Source organism: Streptomyces sp. NBC_00353 (assembly GCF_036108815.1).
GTDB lineage: Bacteria > Actinomycetota > Actinomycetes > Streptomycetales > Streptomycetaceae > Streptomyces.
The window spans coordinates 3,921,230-3,942,249 of sequence record NZ_CP107985.1 but is presented as its reverse complement, the minus strand read 5'-3'; the positions used below and the strand labels follow the sequence as shown (position 1 = coordinate 3,942,249).

Genomic DNA, 21,020 nt, shown 5'->3' with positions numbered 1-21,020 from the left:
CCGGGCGCCAGGCCCTTCAGCCACGTGATGCCGCTGCCCGCCTCCGCTCGCCGAGCAGTTGGGCAGCGGCCTCGGCGGCTCGATGCGCCGCCGCCGGAGAGGTCTTGAATCCCGCACCTGACCAGCCGGCCGCCACAACGGCCCTCGGCAGACCCGGCAACGGTCCCAGCGCCGGACCGCCGGCGACGAACAGGTCCGTGCCGCTCGAACCGGTGAGCAATTTCGCCTCCGCCAGGAATGGCAGCAGAGGGGAGACGCCGTCACGGATCCACTGGACCTGCCGCTCGTCGGGCACCGCCGTGGGGGTCGGGGGAAGGTCCCATTCCTCTGCCGGGTAGCCGGCCAGCATTCCGTCCAGCCCGTCGGGGCGGGCCCAGGCGCCGGTGGCGGCATCGACGATGGTGGGAAGCCGCCGGTCGCCGCGATTGAAGATTGCGTACCTGATGTGTTTGGTCCTGGCGGGCCGGTCGGTCGGCCAACGGTCGCCGAGCAGTCCGGGGGATGCGATACCGGCGGCGACCAGGACGACCTCGGCGTGCACTTCGGTGCGGCCGCGGACGTCGTCCCGGAGATTCGAGCCGGACAGGACGACGGAGCCGTCCGGGGAAGCGGTGAGTGAGTCGACACGGTGGTGGGGGAGCAGCTCCACCCCTGCCCGTCGGGCCCGGTCGAGCGTCGCGGCCATGGCCACGGTGGGCCGTGTGTAGCCCGCCCCCGGCTCCCACACCGCGGCCGCCAGACCGGCGGTGTTGACATCGGGCCAGCGGGCGTTCAACTCGGGTACGGAGATCAGTTCGACGGCCACACCTGCTTTGCCCAGCTCGGCGACCCCGGCAGCGGCCGCCTCCAGGTCCGCAGGACTGAGGAGCACCAGGGCGCCGGTGCGGTGGTAGCCATAGGCCGTCGCCGGCCCCGGACGTCCCCAGAGGGACAGGAAGGCCTCACAGGCCAGATCCCGTTCCCCCGCGTCCAGCTCGAAGGCCCGGATGAGCGCGCCGGATACCGCGCTGGCCGACGAGCCGGGGGTGCCGTCGTCCAGTAGGACAACCGAGGCACCGCCCTCGGCGAGTTCCGCTGCCGCCGCCCTGCCCACCATGCCGCCGCCCAGGACGGCGATGTCGTGGTGACGCCTGGCAGCCGACCCACCGGACGCGCGGAGCGGGCGCTGCGGCCGTACCTCCCAGCCACCGCCCGCAGTGCCGTCCAGCAGGTCGCCGGCGGGGTCGAAAATGTCGGCCAGCTCCCCGCGCACCATGTCCAGCAGGGCCGCGCCGCGCAGCGCAGGGTGCTTGGTGAGTGCTCCGCCCAGTGCGGCGAACGCTGCTGTCACCCGTGTGGCGGCGCCGCCGACCAAACGGGTCACCACAACGGTCGAGGGGGGCGGGCCACCGGCGAGGATGTCGCAGTCATCGGTGAGTACGACCAGGTGTCCTGGCTGCCCGCTGAGACCCTGATGGAGCAGCCTGGCCGCTCCCGAGTGGGTGCCGCACACCACTACGGTTGCCGTCCCGTCATTGTCTGGCCAGACCTCGTGCAGCTGAACGGATAGTTCGGGGCCGGTCGTATCGTTCGTCGCGGCCTCCTCGGTCAGCCGGCCGGCCAGCTGTCGGCCACGGTCACTGCCGTCGTGGAGGACGGCGAGTCGCCGCTTGCCGCGTTCCTGGCATGCGCGCACTATTGCTGCGATCTGACTCCGGTCGCCGGGGTGCAGCCGCAATACTGTACGGTCGGCCTCCGCTTCGGTGCGGAAGCCGGACCGTCCGGGTGCGATGGCCAGCGGCAGCAGCACCGGCAGCCCGGCCGCCCGGTACACGTCCAGGACCGCATGTGCTCCGTCGCTCTGCAGGTGCGTGAGGACGGCAGCGAATCCGCCGTCGGCGACGACATCCTCCGCTCTGGCCACGGCGCCGTCGGTCCCGCCTCGATCGTCGAACAGCTCCCATCGCACCGCGAGCTGCCGGACGGCCGCGGCCGCCTCGGCGAGTAGCAGCCCCGACTCGGTGTTCGGCCCGCTGAGGGGGCCTACTACGGCAACCCTGACAACTTCGCCGTCCTGTCGCGTCACATTCATGCGACTCCTCTCCCGTGTCGGGGCGTGACTCGAATACGCAACCGGCTTGGTACCCGGCCCCTTCAGCCGTCGGGCGGTTCCTGACGGGCCGGCGTGCCGGAGGAGGCGGAAGGAGGGGGCAGCGGATCGGCCGTACGTACGAGGCGGGCCAGATGAGCCGCCGTCGGCTCTGCTTCGGCGGCACCGAGGCGCCGGTAGATGCGCACGGCCGCAGCGAGGTCGGCCAGCGCTGCGGGAATTGCCCCGGTGAGCTCCTTGCAGCGGGCGGCGCCTTCGAGCGCGCGGCCCTCCTCCAGCGGATTCGGTACGACACCGGTGAGCCGCAGAGCCTCCTCGTACTGGACGAGAGCCTCCGGGGCGCCTGTCGATGCGACAAGGAGTGCACCCGTGGCATTGCGGGCCTCGGCTTCGCCGCGTACGTCGCCCAGTTCCTGACGCAGGGCCAGGGACCGTCGCAGCAGTTCGGCAGCTTCCGGATAATGTCCGGTGGCGATCCGCACCCTGCCCAGGGAGGCGAGGACGTATGCCTCGTGCAGGTGGTCGCCGAGCTGCGACAACAGGTCCAGTGCCTGTTCCAGTAACGCCGCCGCCGCCGGGTTGTCGCCGGCGGCGGCCGCCGCGCGGCCGAGTTCGGTGAGGACGTCGGCTTCGCCGTGCCGGTCACCGAGGTCCCGGTACAGAGCCATGGCCCGGTCCAGGGGAGCGACGGCTCTGCCGTGACTCCCGGTGGCGATCTCGATGTGGCCCAGTTCGGTGAGCACGTTGGCCTCGCCCTGGCGGGCACCGAGGTCCCGGTAGATGATCCGGGCCCTGTCCTGGAGCTCCGCCGCCGCTGGGTAGTCCCCGGTGCGGAATCGTACGAATCCCAGCCTGCTGAGGGCACCGGCCTCGCCATGCCGGTCACCGAGGTCCCAGTAGAGGGTCAGGGCCCGCTCCTGCAGTTCGGCCGCTTCCGTGTAGTCGTTGGTGCGGTACCGGATGAAGCCGAGCTCGGTCAGGGCCTCGGCCTCGCCCTGCCGGTCGCCGAGACGTTGCTGCAGGGATAGCGCCTGGCGTTGCAGCGCGTACGCCTTCGGATAGTCGTTGATCAGCCGGAGCACGCGGCCCAGTTCAGTGAGCGCTCGGGCCTCGCCGTGCCGGTCGCCGAGCTCGCGGTACAGGGTCAGCGCGCGCTCTTCGAGCTCGACCGCTGCCGCATAGTCGTTGGTCAAGAGGCGTACATGGCCCAGGGCGGTGAGAGCGGTGGCCTGGCCGTGTCGATCACCGCTGAGCCTGGCGGCCGTCACCGCACGGCTCTGAAGGGCGGCAGCTTCCTGCCACGGGCCTTCCTGGTGGAGGAACGCCGTCATGGCCGCGGCGAGCCGGACGACCCGTGAGTGATCGGCGGTGACGGAGGCGTGGTCGGCGCATGCGAAGAGATTCGCCCGCTCGGCATGCATCCAGGTCAGTGCCTGGTCCCGGGAGGACATTCCGTCCGCGAGGGCGGAGGCACTGGCGGGTGAGGGGGCCAGCGAGAGGTGCCGGTCGGCGGCCTCCGCGCTGTGCTGGTAATGGTTCAGCAGCCGGGCGGTTGCCCGGCTGCGTTCCTCGACCGGGTCACGAGCCGCCAGCGTACGGGCGTAGGCGCGGACGAGGTCGTGCGGCCGGTAGCGGCCGGGCGCCTGTTCGTCGATGAGGTGGTCGGTGTACAGCGCCTCCAGCTCCCGCCGCGCCAGGTCCGGCGGGATGTCGTCGAGAGCCGCGGCAGCGCGGGCGTCGATGTCCGGTCCGGGGTGCAGGCCGATCCGGCGGAACAGCCGCTGCCGGTCGGGGGGCAGGTCGTGGTACGAGAGCTCGAAGGCGGCGGCCACCGTGCGGTCGCCGGCGTGGAGTTCGCCCAGCCGGTCCCGCGCGGTGGTGAAGTCGGCTGCCAGCTGTGCGATGCTCCAGGTCGGATGGTGCGCCAGCCTTCCCGCGAGCAGTGAGATGGCCAGTGGCAGGCAGCCGCACAGGCGCACCACTTCTTCGATCACGTCGGCATCGGCGGCGCTGTCGTCGGGGGTGCGGTGTGTGAGGCGCCTGAACAGCTCGGCTGCCTGCCTCGCCGGGAGGATCTCCAACGACAGGGGTATGGCGCTCTCCATCGCGACCAGTCGGCGTCGGCTGGTGACCAGCACCAGGCAGTCCCCGATGGCGGGCAGCAGCGGCTCGACCTGGGCGTGATCGACCGCGTCGTCCAGGACCAGCAGCATCCGGCGACCCGCCAGGTGGCCACGCCACAACGCGGCCCGGCTGTCGAGGTCGACCGGAATCTGCTGGGCACCGCCGCCGATACCGGCGAGCAGCCCGGCCAGCACATCGGCCGGTTCGGCAGGCCGCTGCCCGGGCGTATGGGCATGCAGCCGGATGAACATCTGCCCATCGGGAAAGCGGTCGGCGAGCAGGTGCGCAGCACGCGTCACCAGCGCCGTCTTTCCCACCCCCGGCATCCCGTCCACGGTGTGCACGGTCACCCCACGGGCGGGGCCCACCGCTGCGACCAGCCGGTCGAGTTCAAGGGTGCGTCCGGTGAAGGCGGCGACGTCGCGCGGGAGCGTGCGCAGGGAGGTCGCGGCGGCGGACGACGCCGCCGACCGCCACTCGCCCGGGGACGACTGCGAACTGGTCACGGCGGCAGCACGGGCCCGTTCCAATGGCTGTGCCTGGTCCAGCAGAGTGCGCCAGTATCTTTCGTTGGGTACCTCGCCGGCCCAGTCGCTCCACAGCCGCACCAGGGCCCAGACCTGCTCGCTGCTGCCGGGACTCGGTATCTTCGCCCGGCCGGGGATGTCCGACAGCCAGTCGCTGACGCGCTGCGCGCTCACCTCCGGACCGTACTTCCTGACGGCGCGTCCGGCCTCTCGGCGCGAGTACACCTGGCCCGCGGCACGCTTGGCTGCCCTGGCGCGGTTCTCCAGGGCGCGTAACTCCTCGTAGAAGGCACGGGCGCGCTGTTCCATCGATCCCCCCCAGACTGTGACGACCGCCGTGAGCGCGGTGCCCGCCGGGTCCGCTGCCCTCGACGGGCACTGCGGGCACACCGGTGACGTGGAGCGTAAGAGAGTTCTGCCCGCAGTGCCCGGTCTTTCAGTCTTCCCGTGTGCCGCCGCCGCAACCTCATATCAGGCCCTCCTCTCGCCGCTCGGCGGAGCGGGCACCGTACGAGCGGCCGGGGAGCAGTCATGGACATCAGCAAGCGCAATGCAGCGCACGTCGCAGCCCGCAACCTGCGCACCGCGGCGCTGTACAGCTTCGTAACGGGAGCCGGCACCGCTGCGGGCACTGCCACCGTCGCCTGGATCGTGTGGTGGCTGCAGGGCCGTTGACCGGTCTCGCTCGGTACGGGGAACGACAAGGGACCAAACCCAGTGAGCCTGAGTCCGGGACTACATGCTTCGCACTCACGCTGGTCAACCGCATGCCTGGGCATGACGTGCACCGCACGTCAGCCCCTCTGCTAGGAGCCCTCGAGAGTGAACCTGACGGGCTCACGAATCGCTGCCGCCGCGCCACCGAGGTCGGCCAGGCCGGCGGCAAGTGTCGCCTCGGCCAGACGCGGGGGCAGAGCTGCGCTGAACTTCAGTCCTTGGAGGGCACGGGGGTCTACCGAGGGGAGGCACAGACGCTCCGTTGCTTCAGCCTTCGCCTGTTTCCATTCTTGAAGCGTGATGTCTTCGCGAAGCCGGACGTACGTGTCCGTGGGGCGTTGCAGGGGGTCGGCCACCGAACTGAGCGTTGCTGCCAGCGTGGCGTTGGCCTTGTGCCCGGCCCACGTCCACCAGCGCACATTGGTGTCGCGGCCGCCCCGCAGGAGGACAGAGGCATCTGGGTGCACCAGCTCGGCTCCCTTTTCGCGCACCTGGGCGAGCGCGCTATCGGCACGTCGGGTGAGGCTGACGGGAGGTGTCTCACCGAGCAGCACCTCCCGCGCCGCGCGGGTCAGTGCGTGGGACGCGGTGCGGGACAGACCTACCCCACCCCATCGGGCCTTTCCGCCCCCGTCCACCGGCTCGACGGAGCAGCGGCGCCGGGACCAGTCGATGTACGTCACCTGCCAGCTGCGTCCGGCGAGCAGCAGCCGCCGCGGTCCGGCGATCTCCTCTGTGAGCAGTGCGGGATCCGTAGTGCCGATTTCGTTGCGGCCCGACAGGACAGTGAACTCAGGGGCTGCGGTGAACACGGCCGTAAGATCCATGAAGTGCCGTTAGCCGAAGCGCCGTTCGGCCTCGGGCCCGACGAACATCAGCCCGCCATCCCGGTTCAGATACCCCTCGGCGATCAGATGGCGCACGATCGGCTCGGCGGACGAGCCGAACGGTCCGAGCCCACCCCACCAGTCCTGCCATAGCCGGTCCCCGACCCGGTGTTCCTGAAGGCAGAGAGCCAGCACCTGCTGAGCGACGATGTGTCGCGGTTCTGAGGGTGCGACGGCCGGTTCAACCCAGCCACGCGACCAGAGCAGCAGAAGGGCGGCGGCCGACAATAGACCAGCCTCGTCGAGCGCCAGGAACAGACAGTTGCGCATGGATCCGGGACGCCGTCCGGTTCGCCCGAGGCGTTGAAGGAACGAAGCCACGGTCCCAGGTGCGTCGATCTGGATGACTCGGTCGAGATCGCCTACATCGATGCCGAGTTCCAGAGTGCTCGTGGAGACGATCACACAGTCGCGTGCCTCCGCGAAGGCTTCCTCTGAGCGTCGGCGCTCGTCCGCGGACAGCGATGCAAAGGAAGATTGTGAGTCATGCGAGCAGTGTCGGGCGGGCCTCGATGCCGGTGATGGAACTCTGGATTGCGCTTGGGGGCAACAAGTCCGTTGTCAGTGCCGTTAGTTAACCTGATAACCATGAGAATGGAGAGTGCTGTCCTGCTCCCCGGCACGGGGGACGAAGAAGCGAGTGGCCCGGGTGGGGATGGGGCCTACCTCCCGGGGCCGGCAGGGGTTCAGTGGGTGCTCCAGCCGAGAGGTACAGCTCGGGTGCGAGGACCGCAACACTTCAGGCACTCGGTGCGTGAAGGCATCCGGCTCTCCGATTACGAACATGTCCTGGGTGCGGATGGGGAAGCCCTCAGGGAGCTCTTCCCCGCAGGCGTGGCACGGCTCTGGGGATCGACGCCTCCCGTCCGCGAGAAGTCGGAGAAAGTGACCGCGCTGGAGGAGCGCCGAGTCGGCGACGAGGTGCTGTTCTACGCCGGCAAGAAATTCGTCGCCAAAGCCAGGATCCTCGGGCTCTTCCGCAACCGGCCCCTCGCCAAGGCCGTCTGGGGCGTAGATGACGATCAGAAGACCTGGGAGCACATCATGGCGCTTGGTGATGTGGCCGAGATCGAAGTGCCCGCGGAGCCCGTTCTCCGGGGCCTCCGTATCCCCGTGCCGCTGCGCTCGCTGACTCTCGTACCCGCCGAAGGGAGGCGCAGTTTCCTGGACATGGTCGATCCCTCGGAGCCCTCGCAGACAGGGCGGAACGACTCGCGTCCAGAACGAGGGCCGACGCTGGGCCGGGACGACCTGTTCCGTTCTCTCTCCAGCCTGAAGACCCACATCAAGGGGCAGCGCCCCTCACGCCACAAGCCGATCACCCTTCTGTGGGCAATCGGTCGCCTGGCCGCGGAGCAGGATCGCATAGTGGGGTGGGAGACGTTCAGGAATGAGGTCGGCCCGCTGCTGAAGGACTTCGGGCTTCCGGAATCCCGGGTCACTCCTGAGTACCCTTTCTGGCACCTGCGCAGCAGTGGGCTGTGGAGCGTCGAGGGGATCGAGCAGCCGCCGTCCACACCGACTCCGTCCCAGCTGACGGTGGCGCGCGCCAGGGCCGGTCTCACCAAGGATGCGGCCAAGATCCTCCGTCGTTCTCTGGCCCGTGCCGAGGCCGTCGGCCTGCTCTGTTCGAAATATCTTGGCGATGTCGATCGGGACGAGCTCCTGGAACGGGTGGGGCTCGCCGGATACACGAGGGCCAGCGGCGAACTTCCCGACGGAGGACGCGGCGGGGGAAGGGTGCCCCGCCGTTCGGTCACCTCGTCGCAGCCCGATCGTGATCCGCGGCTCGTGGAACGCATAAAGGTGATGTACGAGCACGAGTGCCAGGTGTGCGGGTCCCGAGTGGAGACCAGGTACAGCCACTACAGCGAGGCGGCGCATATCAGAGGGGTCGGAAAGCCTCACCACGGACCCGATGAGCTGTCCAACCTGCTGTGCCTCTGTCCCAACCACCACGTCGAATTCGACAGGCTCGCCATCTACATCGACGAGGACTGGACAGTTAGGCGGAACTCGACCGGAGCTGTCGATTACCAGCTGAAGCGGCATGTCGACCACGTCATTGAACAGGAGCATCTTCGCTATCACCGCGGGCTGTGCGGACGCCTTTGACTTGCAACTCGCAGGATGCCGCGGCCGCCCGTCCGCGCTCGTCGGGCGGGTGGGCGGCCGATGCCGGTGCAGGGGCGTCGCGACGTTGTTCTCCGCGGCGAACCGTGACCCTTACCGCACGGATCAAGGTCCGTCTTCACCTACGACAAGGCCAGTTCAACCTGAGCAGTGGTTCGAGAGTGCGGCGTTGGCGTTGCTGGTTCCAAGCCCTCAGCCGGCTGCCGCGCGGCTGGCGCGCACCCCGACAGGGGTGCTCCGTGGAATCGACCGACGTGAAGAACCTGATGGACGCCTACCCGGCGCCGGGGCTGCCGGTGGGCTGAGGGTCTCCGGGCTCCGCGGCGGGCAGCCGGGCGATGAGCAGGGCCACGTCATCGTGGTCGCCGGGCCGGCGCAGCGCCCGCAGGAGCAGGTCGCAGGTCTCCTCAAGATCGCGGTGCGGACCCGCGAGCAGGGACAGCAGGAGATCCAGTCGATCGTCGATGGCCTGGTCGCGGGTCTCGACCAGGCCATCCGTGTACAGGACCAGCTGGTCACCGGGGGCGAGGCCGAGGCGGGTGGTACTGAAGGGGACCCCGCCCACGCCGAGCGGAGCGCCGGTGGGCAGGTCGAGCAGTTCGGGGGTACGACCCGGTCGCATGAGGACCGGCGGCAGGTGCCCGGCCAGCGAGATGTCGCACGTGCCGTTGCGGGGGTTGAACACGGCGTAGGCGCAGGTGGCGATGGTGTGTTCGATGCCGGCGGTGGCCCGGTCGAGATAGTGCAGGACCTGGTCGGGATCGAGGTCGAGCTGTGTCAGCGTGCGGGTGGAGGTGCGCAGCTGGCCCATGGTGGCGGCGGCGTCGATACCGCTGCCCATGACATCGCCGATGACCAGGGCGGTCTTGTCGTCGGCCAGTGGGATGACGTCGAACCAGTCGCCGCCGATCTCACTGGTGGCGCCGGCGGGCTGGTAGCGAGTGGCGATCTTCAGACCCAGTTGGTCGGCCGGCCGTTCGGGCAACAGGCTGCGCTGAAGGGTCAGGGCGGCGTGCCGCTGGCTCTGGAACAGGCGTGCGTTGTCGATGCATACCGCCGCGCGGGCAGCCAGCTCCCCGGCCAGGACGACGTCGTCCTCGTCGAAGGGCCTCAGGTTGTCGGCGCGCATGAGGCCCACGGCGCCGATCACCTCGCCACGGGCGATCAGCGGCACCGCGAGGTAGGAGTGCACTCCGGCTGCCGCCAGCAGCGCCGCGCATTCGTCGTCCCGGGCGACGCGGCGCAGATCCTGGCCCGTCACATCGGTCTTGAGGACGGGCCGGCGGGTGTTGACGCACTGGGTGATCAGACGGTTGGCGTCGTACTGGGCGTAGTCGCCGGTGGGATCGACGGCGTGAGTGGCCATGGTGGGGTGGGCCGACGCCACCGCCAGTGCCCTGAACCGTGCCGTGCCGACCGCACCCCCGCTGCTGCGGTGGCCGTGCAGGATGCTGTCCAGCACATCCACCGTGGCCACGTCGGCCACCTGTGGCACACAGACCTCGGCCAACTCCCGGGCGGTCTGTCCCAGATCGAGGGTGGTGCCGACCCGGACCGACGCGTCGGCGACCAGCGCCAGCCGGTGCCGTGCCCGGGTGGCGTCGGTAGCCGCCCGGTGCTGCTCGGTGACGTCCACCACCGAGGTGGCGAGTCCGAGCACCTGCCCGCCAGGGTCCTCCAGCCGGTAGAAGGACACCGACCAGGCATGGTCCTGGTCGGATTCGTCCGGGGTGCGGCCGACGACGAACCGGTCCAGCAGCGGGATGCCGGTGGCCAGGACCCGGCGCATGTCCGACTCGATGGAATCCTCGTTCGCGAAGGGCAGCGCGTCGCTGACGGCGCGCCCGACCTGCTCGTCGGCGGGCAGGCCGTCGACGCGCGCCAGCACCGGGTTGACAAGCACGTACCGCAGTTCGGTGTCCATGACCCCCAGGCCGATGGGGGACTGGGAGACGAGCCGTATGGACAGTGCCAGATCCCGCTCCACGCGCTGCAGCGTCGCCTGGTCCGTGGCAATGCCCAGCGCGTAGTAGCCCCCGTGGTCGTCCTGCAGCCGCATGTTGCGAAATTCCACCAGCCGCGTGCTGCCGTCCCGGTGCAGGACCGGGAAACTCCCCGACCAGCGCTGCCCGCTCTGCATCACCCGGGCGAACAGCTCGATCACCGTCTCCAGGTGCCGTTCCTCCACCAGCAGCCGGCCCGCGAACGTCCCCAGCGCCTCCTCGGCGGTATAGCCGAACAGCTCCTCCGCCTGCGGGCTCCAGAAGACGATCCGCCCACTGTCATCGAGTACCACCGCAGCCAGGCTCAGCAAATCCAGCAGCCCGCTCGGCGCGGATGCCGCACCTGGCAGGCCCAGCCCGGCCAGGAACGCATCGGTCGTACTCATCCCCGGGCACCCCTTCCGCTCGCCTCCACGGCGGCAGTTCCGTCCGGCCCAGCCCGTAGCTGCTCCTTCCGCCTCGCTGCGGTCCCTCCATCGTCTCTCCGAACCCGATACCCAGCACTCCACCGCCGATGCGCGGTCGTGGGCGCGGTGAAGCGGAAGGTCATCGTCGACCCACCGGACCACCCGACGGAACCCGGCGCCCGGCCCGTATCCGACAGCAGGCTCTCCGATCCGGCGTCATGCCTGATCAGAGAGCCTGCTCGGCCCCCGAACTGCGGTGCCCCCGGCAGGAGAGCCGGTGGGGCCCGTTCCGGCCGAAATTGGAGCGGTTGGTGAGGGCGGCTGTTGTTCGGGCGTGACGCCGAATGGCGGCGTGTCCCGCTCGCTGACGGCCGTGCCCGCCCAAGGGGCCTCGGGGTGCACAGCGCACTGGCCGCCGTCCGCAGGATCCAACGGCAGGAAAACGGCATGAAAAAGACCCCCTGCTCAGCGTTTCCGCTGGTCAGAGGGTCTATCCGGAAGTGCCCCCGGCAGGATTCGAACCTGCGCACCCGGCTCCGGAGGCCGATGCTCTATCCCCTGAGCTACGGGGGCATGTCGCTGGCGTGCTCTGCGACGGGTGAAACACTACCAGCTTCCGCGGGGTGTCCGTGAACAGGTATTTCCACGCGGCCACCGTCCGCGTCACGTCGGCCGCCACGCCCTCCGCCGTAGCGTCCGCCGTGCCGTCCGTGGGCCACCCGGCCGCCACCCGTCCGGGGCCGGAAATGGGCAAAACCCGGACGCAGCCCCTACGTCCCGCCTACTCTCGGAGTGTGTCAGGGGCGTGTGGCCGCGTGCTTGTTGTTGACGACAACAAGGTCATCCGGCAGTTGATCAGGGTCAATCTCGAGCTTGAGGGCTTCGAGGTCGTGACCGCGGCCGATGGTGTCGAGTGCCTGGACCTGGTGCATCGGGTCTGCCCCGATGTGATCACCCTCGATGTCGTCATGCCCCGGCTCGACGGTCTGCAGACCGCCACTCGCCTGCGCTCCGATCCGCGGACCAGGCATCTACCCGTCGCGATCGTCAGCGCCTGTACGCAGTACGAGGTTGACAACGGTGTCGTCGCGGGCGTCGACGCGTTCCTGGCGAAGCCCTTCGAGCCGAGCGAGCTGGTGCGGCTCGTACGGCAGTTGGCGAACAGGGAGGACCCGCCGTCGATCGACGGCAGACAAAGCGCCGGGAAGGCCGAGAGCGCCGCGGGCTGACCGCATGGCGAAACCAGGTCGCGGAGCGCCCCCCTCCCTCCCATACGCTTGTCCCGTGACCCCCGCCGAGCTCTCCAGGACCGTGCTGCGCGCCGTGCGTCGCGCGGTCGACGAGGACGCCTTGCGCGCGCCCGTGCCCGCGCGCGTGCGAGTGGAGCGGACACGGCCCGGCGGCAGCGGGGACTACGCCTGTGCCGTCGCGCTCCAGCTGGCCGGGGCCGCCGCGCGGCCGGCCCGGGAGGTCGCCGAGATCCTGCGGGACCGGGTCGCCGGCGCACCGGGGATCGGGCGGGTCGAGGTCACCGGGCCCGGATTCCTGAACTTCACGCTCGACGCGTCGGCGGATGCCCGCGCGCGCGAGGCGCTCGTACGCGATGTGCTGGCGCGAGGGGCCCGGTACGGGCACGGGGACGTGCTCGCCGGGGACATCCTGCAGTTGAGCCATGCCCGCGAGGTCCGGGCCGCGGTCACCGCCCACGCGCTGCGCACCATCGCACGCACCCAGGGTGCGCTGGTGCGCACCGGCTGCGACGGGTCGCCCGACCCCGACTGGGTGCGGCTGGGGGTCGACATCGACGCCCCGGGGGAGCCGGCTGCGTCGCCCACCGCCGTCCGGCCCCTTCCCGCCGGTGCCGCCGCGAGCGAGCTGCTGGAGCGGCTCGGGCCCGATGCCGTCCGGTGGGGGCTGCTGCGGCCGGCCGGGCACGACCGGGCCCCGCTCGACGACGAGCTGCTCGTACAGAGCGCCGGCAATCCGCTGTTCCTCGTCCGCTACGCCCGCTCCCGGGCCCGCGCGCTCACCCGTGGCGCCGCGCTCCTCGGATTCGACAGCTCGTACGACGAGGATGTCGACGCACCCGCACTGCTGCGCGCGCTGGCCGACTACCCAGAGGCCCTCGCCGCCGCCGCCCGCCACCGCGCGCCCGACCGGCTCGCCCGGCATCTCGAAGACGTCGCGCACGCCTTCTTCGACTTCCAGGACTCCGCGTCCCCGCTGCCCGTCGGCGACGAGAAACCCTCGGCCGCCCACCGCTCCCGGCTGGCCGTTGCCGAAGCCGCCGGGACGGTGCTCGCCGGTGGCCTGTCCCTGCTCGGTATCAGCGCACCCGAACACCTCTGAGAGATCCGAAAGAGCAGAGCAACACCATGAGCCGATCCGCACACCCCGCCGGTCCCCGTCACGCCGACGTCCTGACCGAGGGGCACTACACGGCCCCGCCCGCCGACCTGAACGTCCTCGACGAGAAGGTCTGGGCCCGCACCGTCTCCCGCAACGACGACGGCGCCGTGACCGTCGGCGGGATCGAAGTGACCCGGCTGGCCGAGGAATTCGGCACGCCCGCCTACTTCCTCGACGAGAGCGACTTCCGCGCCCGCTGCCGCGCCTGGGCCGACGCGTTCGGACCGGGCGCCGATGTCTTCTACGCCGGCAAGGCGTTCCTGTCACGGGCTGTCGTGCGCTGGCTCAAGGAGGAGGGGCTCAACCTCGACGTCTGCTCCGGCGGCGAGCTGACCACCGCACTCGACGCCGGCATGCCCGCCGAGCGCATCGCCTTCCACGGCAACAACAAGACCGTCGCCGAGATCGAGCGGGCCGTCCAGGTCGGTGTCGGGCGTATCGTGCTCGACTCGTTCCAGGAGATCGTCCGCGTCTCGCACATCGCGCAGCGGCTCGGCAAGCGGCAGCGTGTCCAGATCCGGGTGACGGTCGGCGTCGAGGCGCACACCCACGAGTTCATCGCCACCGCCCACGAGGACCAGAAGTTCGGCATCGCGCTGGCCGGAGGACAGGCCGCCGAAGCAGTGCGCCGGGCGCTCACGCTCGATGGGATCGAACTCATCGGCATCCACTCGCACATCGGCTCGCAGATCTTCGACATGGCCGGCTTCGAGGTCTCCGCCCGCCGCGTGGTCCAGCTCCTCGCCGAGGTGCGCGACGAGCACGGTGTCGAGCTGCCGGAGATCGACCTCGGCGGTGGTCTGGGCATCGCGTACACCTCCGACGACGACCCGCGCGAGCCGCACGAGATCGCCAAGGCGCTCGGCGACATCGTGACCCGCGAGTGCGAGTCGGCCGGCCTCGCCACTCCGCGGATCTCGGTCGAGCCCGGGCGCGCCATCGTCGGCCCCACCGCGTTCACGCTGTACGAGGTCGGCACCATCAAGCACCTCGAAGGACTGCGTACCTACGTCAGTGTCGACGGCGGCATGTCGGACAACATCCGCACCGCGCTCTACGACGCCGAGTACAGCGTCGCGCTCGTCTCGCGCCGCTCCGACGCCGAACCGATGCTCGTACGCGTCGTCGGCAAGCACTGCGAGAGCGGTGACATCGTGGTCAAGGACGCGTTCCTGCCGTCCGACCTCGCGCCCGGCGATCTGATCGCCGTGCCCGCCACCGGCGCCTACTGCCGCTCGATGGCGAGCAATTACAACCACGCGCTGCGCCCGCCCGTCGTCGCCGTGCGCGACGGAGAGGCGCGGGTGATCGTCCGGCGCGAGACGGAGGAAGATCTCCTGCGTCTTGATGTCGGCTGATGAAATAGATGTCTCAGGATCCGGACGGGTGACAGAAACTCCCGTCCGGTGAGTGAGACTGGTCCACACATGAGCATGCATGAGAAACGAGGTCGGATGATGCGTACGCGTCCGCTGAAGGTGGCGCTGCTGGGCTGTGGAGTGGTCGGCTCAGAGGTGGCGCGCATCATGACGACGCACGCCGACGACCTCGCCGCGCGCATCGGCGCGCCCATCGAGCTCGCCGGTGTCGCCGTCCGCCGGCCCTCGAAGGCGCGGGAGGGGATCGACCCCGCGCTGATCACCACCGATGCGACCGCCCTGGTCAAACGGGGCGACATCGACGTCGTCATCGAGGTCATCGGCGGCATCGAGCCGGCCCGCGCACTCATCACCACCGCCTTCGAGCACGGCGCGAGTGTCGTCTCCGCCAACAAGGCGCTGCTCGCCGAGGACGGCGCCGCTCTGCACGCCGCCGCCGAACAGTACGGCCGAGACCTCTATTACGAGGCGGCCGTGGCCGGTGCCATTCCGCTCGTGCGGCCGCTGCGCGAGTCCCTCGTCGGTGACAAGGTCAACCGGGTGCTGGGCATCGTCAACGGCACGACCAACTTCATCCTCGACAAGATGGACACCAGCGGCGCGGGCTACTCCGAGGCGCTCGACGAGGCCACCGCCCTCGGGTACGCCGAGGCCGACCCGACCGCCGACGTCGAGGGCTTCGACGCCGCCGCCAAGGCCGCGATCCTCGCCGGAATCGCCTTCCACACCCGGGTGCGGATCGGCGAGGTGCACCGCGAGGGCATCACCGAGGTCACCGCGGCCGACATCGCGTCGGCCCGCCGCATGGGCTGCACCGTCAAACTCCTCGCCATCTGCGAGCGCGCCGCCGACGGCCGGTCCGTCACCGCGCGCGTGCACCCGGCGATGATCCCGCTCAGCCATCCGCTGGCCTCCGTCCGTGAGGCGTACAACGCGGTCTTCGTCGAGGCGGATGCCGCCGGGCAGCTGATGTTCTACGGCCCCGGCGCGGGCGGTTCCCCGACCGCCTCCGCGGTCCTCGGCGACCTGGTCGCGGTCTGCCGGAACAAGCTCAACGAGGCCACCGGCCCCGGTGAGTCCGCGTACACGCGTCTGCCGGTCAGCCCCATGGGCGAGGTCGTCACGCGGTACCACATCAGTCTCGACGTGGCCGACAAGCCTGGCGTACTCGCCCAGGTCGCGACGGTCTTCGCCGAACAGGGCGTATCCATCGATACGGTCCGCCAGCAAGGCCGCCAGGACGGAGGCGGCGAGGCATCTCTCGTCGTCGTCACCCACCGCGCGCCCGACGCCGCCCTCTCGGCGACCGTCGAGGCGCTGCGCAAGCTCGACACCGTGCGCGGTGTCGCCAGCATCATGCGTGTTGAAGGGGAGTAAGGACCCATGACCAGCAAGGGCACCCACCAGTGGCGCGGCATCATCGAGGAGTACCGGGACCGTCTTCCGGTCACGAGCACGACGCCGGTCGTCACGCTTCGTGAGGGTGGCACGCCGCTCGTTCCCGCTCAGGTCCTCTCCGAGCGCACGGGCTGCGAGGTGCACCTCAAGGTGGAGGGCGCCAATCCCACCGGGTCCTTCAAGGACCGCGGTATGACGATGGCGATCACCCGGGCCAAGGAGGAGGGGGCCAAGGCCGTCATCTGCGCCTCCACCGGCAACACCTCCGCTTCCGCCGCCGCGTACGCGGTGCGGGCGGGCATGGTCTGCGCCGTCCTCGTACCGCAGGGCAAGATCGCGCTCGGCAAGATGGGCCAGGCGCTCGTCCACGGCGCCAAGATCCTCCAGGTCGACGGCAACTTCGACGACTGCCTGACGCTGGCCCGCTCGCTCTCGGACAACTACCCGGTGGCGCTGGTCAATTCGGTCAATCCGGTCCGTATCGAGGGCCAGAAGACCGCGGCGTTCGAGATCGTCGACGCGCTCGGCGACGCCCCCGACATCCATGTCCTCCCGGTCGGCAACGCGGGCAACATCACCGCGTACTGGAAGGGTTACACGGAGTACGCCGCGGATGCCATGTCGACGCACAGGCCGCGCATGTGGGGCTTCCAGGCCTCGGGCTCCGCGCCCATCGTCCGCGGCGAGATCGTCAAGGACCCGTCGACCATCGCCACCGCGATCCGGATCGGCAACCCGGCCTCCTGGCAGTACGCGCTGGACGCGCGCGACGAGTCGGGTGGCTTCATCGACGAGGTGACGGACCGTCAAATTCTGTCCGCCTACCGTCTGTTGGCCTCTCAGGAGGGCGTCTTCGTCGAGCCTGCCTCGGCCGCATCGGTCGCCGGTCTGCTCAAGGCTGCCGAAGAGGGCAAGGTCGACCCCGGCCAGAAGATCGTCTGCACGGTCACCGGCAACGGTCTGAAGGATCCGGACTGGGCCGTCGCGGGCGCCCCGCAGCCCGTCACCGTACCGGTCGACGCCGCCACCGCCGCGGAGAAGCTCGGCCTCGTGCAGTAAAGACATCAGCAGCTCAACCACCCCTTTTCGGGGCGGAGAGCGCATAGGAGGCGTGCGACACGCATCGTGCGCCTCCTGTGCGCCCTATGTCGCGACAGAACCTTCCTTCGATAAGCTGTAGTCAACCCGCCCCGCCGCAATTGCCGCGGTGTCGCCTTCGTGGCCGTCGGGTTCTCCACAGGCTTACGAAATATCCACCGCCACAATCCCCGCCGCAGCAATCCCCACTGCCTCACAAGGAGAGTCGTCGAAGCGATGGCCGGTCCCGCCTTCCGAGCCGCCGCCGTCCGGGTGCGCGTCCCCGCTACCAGCGCCAACCTGGGCCCGGGTTTTGACGCCCTCGGCCTGTCGCTGGGGCTGTACGACGACGTCGTCGTCCGCGTCGCCGACTCCGGTCTGCACATCGACATCGCCGGCGAGGGTGCCGACACCCTGCCACGCGACGAGAGCCACCTCCTCGTGCGCTCCCTGCGTACGGCCTTCGACCTGCTCGGCGGACAGCCCCGCGGCCTGGAGATCGTCTGCGCCAACCGCATCCCGCACGGGCGTGGCCTCGGTTCCTCCTCCGCGGCCATCTGCGCCGGTATCGTCGCGGCCCGCGCCGTGACGACCGGTGGCGATGCCCGGCTCGACGACGCGGCGCTGCTGGAGCTCGCCACCGAGATCGAGGGCCACCCCGACAATGTCGCGGCATGCCTGCTCGGCGGCTTCACACTGGCCTGGATGGACGGTGGCTCCGCCCGCGCGATCAGGATGGATCCCTCGGATTCCATCGTTCCGGTGGTTTTCGTCCCCGGCAAGCCGGTGCTCACCGAGACCGCCCGCGGACTGCTGCCGCGTACCGTCCCGCACGTCGACGCCGCGTTCAACGCCGGCCGTGCGGGCCTCCTGGTCGAGGCCATGACCCGGCGCCCCGAACTGCTGCTCGCCGCGACCGAGGACCGGCTGCACCAGGAATACCGCGCCCCCGCAATGGCCGAGAGCGTGGAACTTGTGAACCGACTGCGCGCCGACGGCGTCCCTGCAGTCATCTCCGGTGCCGGGCCGACCGTGCTCGCGCTGGCCGAGGACGGTGCGGCCGACAAGGTCGCACGGCTGGCGGGCGAGGGATGGGCGGCCAACCGGCTCACTCTCGACGCCTCGGGTGCGAGTGTCCTGCCGCTCGCCCCGTAGCGAGAAGTGATTGCCGGTGAGTGAGAGGGGGAATGTTTGTTGGAGCCGGTAGTGTTAACCTCAAGTCTGCAATCGACGTCTATGTGGCGCGTTGCTTCGTGTCCCTTTCCGGGGCCACCATTTCTTCCGAGAGCCTCCCCAACTGCCTGAGCAGCCTGCCTGAGCAGTTTCGAGCACGCTCCGGAACCGGCACGACACCCCTCGCTTGTCCAGGAGTGGGCCGAGCAGGGGGATGCTCGCGTCGGACCCTTGCACATTCATCTCTCCGCCGTACCCGGCGGACCACCGCCCCGGCACGGTCCGCAAGATCCAAAGACCGCAGTCGGACAGCACAACCGGTCGCCGAGCCAGAAGGCCGACGTCCGCTCCAGGGAAGGACCCTTCGTGAGCGACACCACCGATCTGATGGGCGTGACTGCCGACAAGACCGTCGACAGCTCCGCGCCCGCCGAAGGTGCTGCCACTGGCACCACCGCACGGCGCCGCCGCTCCGGCACCGGCCTCGATGGCATGGTCCTGGCCGAGCTGCAGCAGGTCGCGTCCGGCCTCGGCATCAAGGGCACTGCGCGGATGCGCAAGAGCCAGCTGATCGAGGTCATCAAGGAGGCGCAGGGCGGAAGCGCTGCGCCCAAGGCTGCCGCAGCGCCCGCCGCCGCGGACGCCGAGACCAAGCCGAAGCGCCGCGCCACCTCCAAGGCGCGCACGGGGGACGAGTCCGCCGCCGCGCCCGCCGAGAAGGCCACGGCCCAGCAGCAGATCGACATCCCCGGCCAGCCGGCCAGCGACGACCAGCCCACGGGTGAGCGTCGTCGGCGCCGTGCGACCGCGCAGGCGGGCAGCCCGGACGTCAAGGCGGAGCCCAAGGCCGAGGCCAAGGTGGAGACGCAGGCCGAGCCGAAGGGCGAGGACCGCGCCGAGGCGAAGGCCGAAGCCGCCGTGGACACCGCCGAAGGCCGCCGTGGCGACCGTGGCGACCGCGGTCAGCGTGGCGAACGCGGTGAGCGTGGCGACCGCGGCGACCGCCGTGACCGTCAGCGCGACCGCCGAGGCAAGGGCGACGAGCAGGGCGGTGGCCAGGGCCAGCAGGGCGGTCAGCGCCAGCAGCGCCAGGGCCAGGGCCAGAGCCAGGGTCAGGGCCAGGGCCAGGGCCCGCAGGGTGGCGGCGGACCGCAGGACGACGGTTACGACGACGAGGCAGGCGGCCGTCGCGGTCGCCGTGGCCGCTACCGCGACCGCCGTGGCCGCCGTGGCCGCGACGACTTCGCGAGCGACGCGCCGCCGGTCTCCGACGACGACGTCCTGATCCCCGTCGCGGGCATCCTGGACATCCTCGACAACTACGCGTTCATCCGGACCTCCGGCTACCTGCCGGGCCCGAACGACGTGTACGTGTCGCTCGCCCAGGTCCGCAAGAACGGCCTGCGCAAGGGTGACCACGTCACCGGTGCGGTGCGCCAGCCCAAGGACGGCGAGCGCCGCGAGAAGTTCAACGCGCTGGTCCGCCTCGACTCGGTCAACGGCATGGCTCCCGAAAGCGGCCGCGGCCGCCCGGAGTTCCAGAAGCTGACCCCGCTGTACCCGCAGGACCGGCTCCGTCTGGAGACCGACTCCAACGTCCTGACGACGCGGATCATCGACCTGGTCGCACCGATCGGCAAGGGCCAGCGTGGTCTGATCGTGGCCCCGCCGAAGACCGGCAAGACCATGATCCTGCAGGCGATCGCCAACGCGATCACCGTCAACAGCCCCGAGTGCCACCTGATGGTCGTCCTGGTCGACGAGCGTCCGGAAGAGGTCACCGACATGCAGCGGTCGGTGAAGGGCGAGGTCATCTCCTCGACCTTCGACCGTCCCGCCGAGGACCACACCACCGTCGCCGAGCTGGCCATCGAGCGCGCCAAGCGTCTCGTCGAGCTGGGTCACGACGTGGTCGTCCTGCTGGACTCGATCACCCGCCTCGGCCGCGCGTACAACCTCGCGGCCCCGGCATCCGGTCGCATCCTGTCCGGTGGTGTCGACTCGACCGCGCTCTACCCGCCGAAGCGCTTCTTCGGTGCCGCGCGCAACATCGAGGACGGCGGCTCGCTGACCATCCTGGCCACCGCGCTCGTCGAGACCGGCTCACGCATGGACGAGGTGATCTTCGAGGAGTTCAAGGGCACCGGCAACATGGAGCTCAAGCTCGACCGGAAGCTCTCGGACAAGCGCATCTTCCCGGCGGTGGACGTCGACGCGTCCAGCACCCGTAAGGAAGAAATCCTGCTCGGCAGCGACGAGTTGGCGATTGTCTGGAAGCTGCGCCGGGTGCTGCACGCACTCGACCAGCAGCAGGCGATCGAGCTGCTCCTGGACCGGATGAAGAAGACCCAGTCCAACGCGGAGTTCCTGCTCCAGATCCAGAAGACGACGCCCGCTCCGGGCAACGGCAACGACTGACGTCGTACCGCTCAGACAGTCGTCACAGGGCCGCCCCCGTCACCTCGGTGACGGGGGCGGCCCTGTTCCGGTGCATCGTTTTCCGGCCTTTCGGCAGATCCGCCCGATCCGAGACCTTCGCCACACGGCGACCGTTCCGTTCCGGGCCCCGACGATGCCTGTAACGGGCAAGAAACCGCAGGTGAGCGCGGGATCACCGGCCGTTCCGCGCCGTCGTGCGCGGCTTCCGTCCTCACCCGGTCACGACAGGGTGCTGTGCAACCCTTTTTCGAGCCACCA

12 protein-coding genes, 1 tRNA gene and 1 pseudogene are annotated in these 21,020 nt (G+C 70.1%); 9 read left to right on the top strand and 5 right to left on the bottom strand.

What is annotated here, in order from left to right:
- Positions 1-16: 16 nt before the first annotated feature.
- Complete coding sequence (locus OHA88_RS17745) at positions 17-2,071, bottom strand: FAD-dependent oxidoreductase (protein ID WP_328626241.1); 2,055 nt, start codon at positions 2,069-2,071, stop codon at positions 17-19.
- Positions 2,072-2,133: 62 nt separating this feature from the next.
- Positions 2,134-5,049, bottom strand: a complete 2,916-nt coding sequence (locus tag OHA88_RS17740) for an ATP-binding protein (protein ID WP_328626240.1) — start codon at positions 5,047-5,049, stop codon at positions 2,134-2,136.
- Between the two features lie 222 nt (positions 5,050-5,271).
- Between OHA88_RS17740 and OHA88_RS17735 the strand changes: the two genes are divergently transcribed.
- A complete protein-coding gene (locus OHA88_RS17735; protein ID WP_328626239.1) occupies positions 5,272-5,415 on the top strand; it encodes a hypothetical protein in 144 nt (47 codons plus the stop codon).
- A gap of 131 nt (positions 5,416-5,546) precedes the next feature.
- Here the strand turns inward: OHA88_RS17735 and OHA88_RS17730 are convergent.
- A pseudogene (locus OHA88_RS17730) lies at positions 5,547-6,818 on the bottom strand (helicase-related protein); the annotation flags it as partial.
- A gap of 276 nt (positions 6,819-7,094) precedes the next feature.
- Here OHA88_RS17730 and OHA88_RS17725 point away from each other — a divergent pair.
- Positions 7,095-8,459 carry an HNH endonuclease gene (locus tag OHA88_RS17725; RefSeq protein ID WP_328626238.1) on the top strand — a complete coding sequence of 455 codons (1,365 nt, stop codon included), beginning with the start codon at positions 7,095-7,097 and terminating at the stop codon, positions 8,457-8,459.
- A gap of 292 nt (positions 8,460-8,751) precedes the next feature.
- On the opposite strand, the gene OHA88_RS17720 is transcribed toward OHA88_RS17725, so the two are convergent.
- Positions 8,752-10,866, bottom strand: coding sequence for a SpoIIE family protein phosphatase (locus tag OHA88_RS17720; RefSeq protein ID WP_328626237.1), 2,115 nt, complete (start codon positions 10,864-10,866; stop codon positions 8,752-8,754).
- A gap of 522 nt (positions 10,867-11,388) precedes the next feature.
- A tRNA-Arg gene (locus tag OHA88_RS17715) sits at positions 11,389-11,460 on the bottom strand.
- A 173-nt stretch (positions 11,461-11,633) separates the two neighbouring features.
- Here OHA88_RS17715 and OHA88_RS17710 point away from each other — a divergent pair.
- The 7 genes from OHA88_RS17710 (at position 11,634) to rho (ending at position 20,741) form a co-directional block, all read left to right on the top strand.
- The gene (locus OHA88_RS17710) at positions 11,634-12,116 is read left to right on the top strand and encodes a response regulator (protein WP_328629716.1); all 483 of its coding nucleotides are present in this window, start codon (positions 11,634-11,636) and stop codon (positions 12,114-12,116) included.
- 55 nt (positions 12,117-12,171) lie between these two features.
- Positions 12,172-13,236, top strand: coding sequence for an ArgS-related anticodon-binding protein NrtL (gene nrtL / locus OHA88_RS17705; protein ID WP_328626236.1), 1,065 nt, complete (start codon positions 12,172-12,174; stop codon positions 13,234-13,236).
- 26 nt (positions 13,237-13,262) lie between these two features.
- On the top strand, positions 13,263-14,654 hold the full coding sequence (gene lysA / locus OHA88_RS17700) for a diaminopimelate decarboxylase (protein WP_326605782.1): 1,392 nt from the start codon (positions 13,263-13,265) through the stop codon (positions 14,652-14,654).
- 99 nt (positions 14,655-14,753) lie between these two features.
- The gene (locus tag OHA88_RS17695) at positions 14,754-16,052 is read left to right on the top strand and encodes a homoserine dehydrogenase (protein ID WP_267007956.1); all 1,299 of its coding nucleotides are present in this window, start codon (positions 14,754-14,756) and stop codon (positions 16,050-16,052) included.
- A gap of 6 nt (positions 16,053-16,058) precedes the next feature.
- Positions 16,059-17,132, top strand: a complete 1,074-nt coding sequence (gene thrC / locus OHA88_RS17690; protein ID WP_328626235.1) for a threonine synthase — start codon at positions 16,059-16,061, stop codon at positions 17,130-17,132.
- A 255-nt stretch (positions 17,133-17,387) separates the two neighbouring features.
- Positions 17,388-18,305, top strand: a complete 918-nt coding sequence (thrB, locus tag OHA88_RS17685) for a homoserine kinase (RefSeq protein WP_267001805.1) — start codon at positions 17,388-17,390, stop codon at positions 18,303-18,305.
- Positions 18,306-18,689: 384 nt separating this feature from the next.
- Entirely contained in the window at positions 18,690-20,741 is a 2,052-nt protein-coding gene (gene rho, locus OHA88_RS17680) for a transcription termination factor Rho (protein ID WP_328626234.1), read from the top strand.
- Positions 20,742-21,020: the final 279 nt, after the last annotated feature.

Bases quoted from the DNA above. Each gene is read 5' to 3' on its own strand.
- OHA88_RS17745 (WP_328626241.1), bottom strand. From the start codon at position 2,071: ATGAATGTGACGCGACAGGACGGCGAAGTTGTCAGGGTTGCCGTAGTA.
- OHA88_RS17740 (WP_328626240.1), bottom strand. From the start codon at position 5,049: ATGGAACAGCGCGCCCGTGCCTTCTACGAGGAGTTACGCGCCCTGGAG.
- OHA88_RS17735 (WP_328626239.1), top strand. From the start codon at position 5,272: ATGGACATCAGCAAGCGCAATGCAGCGCACGTCGCAGCCCGCAACCTG.
- OHA88_RS17720 (WP_328626237.1), bottom strand. From the start codon at position 10,866: ATGAGTACGACCGATGCGTTCCTGGCCGGGCTGGGCCTGCCAGGTGCG.
- OHA88_RS17710 (WP_328629716.1), top strand. From the start codon at position 11,634: ATGGGCAAAACCCGGACGCAGCCCCTACGTCCCGCCTACTCTCGGAGT.
- lysA (WP_326605782.1), top strand. From the start codon at position 13,263: ATGAGCCGATCCGCACACCCCGCCGGTCCCCGTCACGCCGACGTCCTG.
- OHA88_RS17695 (WP_267007956.1), top strand. From the start codon at position 14,754: ATGCGTACGCGTCCGCTGAAGGTGGCGCTGCTGGGCTGTGGAGTGGTC.
- thrC (WP_328626235.1), top strand. From the start codon at position 16,059: ATGACCAGCAAGGGCACCCACCAGTGGCGCGGCATCATCGAGGAGTAC.
- thrB (WP_267001805.1), top strand. From the start codon at position 17,388: ATGGCCGGTCCCGCCTTCCGAGCCGCCGCCGTCCGGGTGCGCGTCCCC.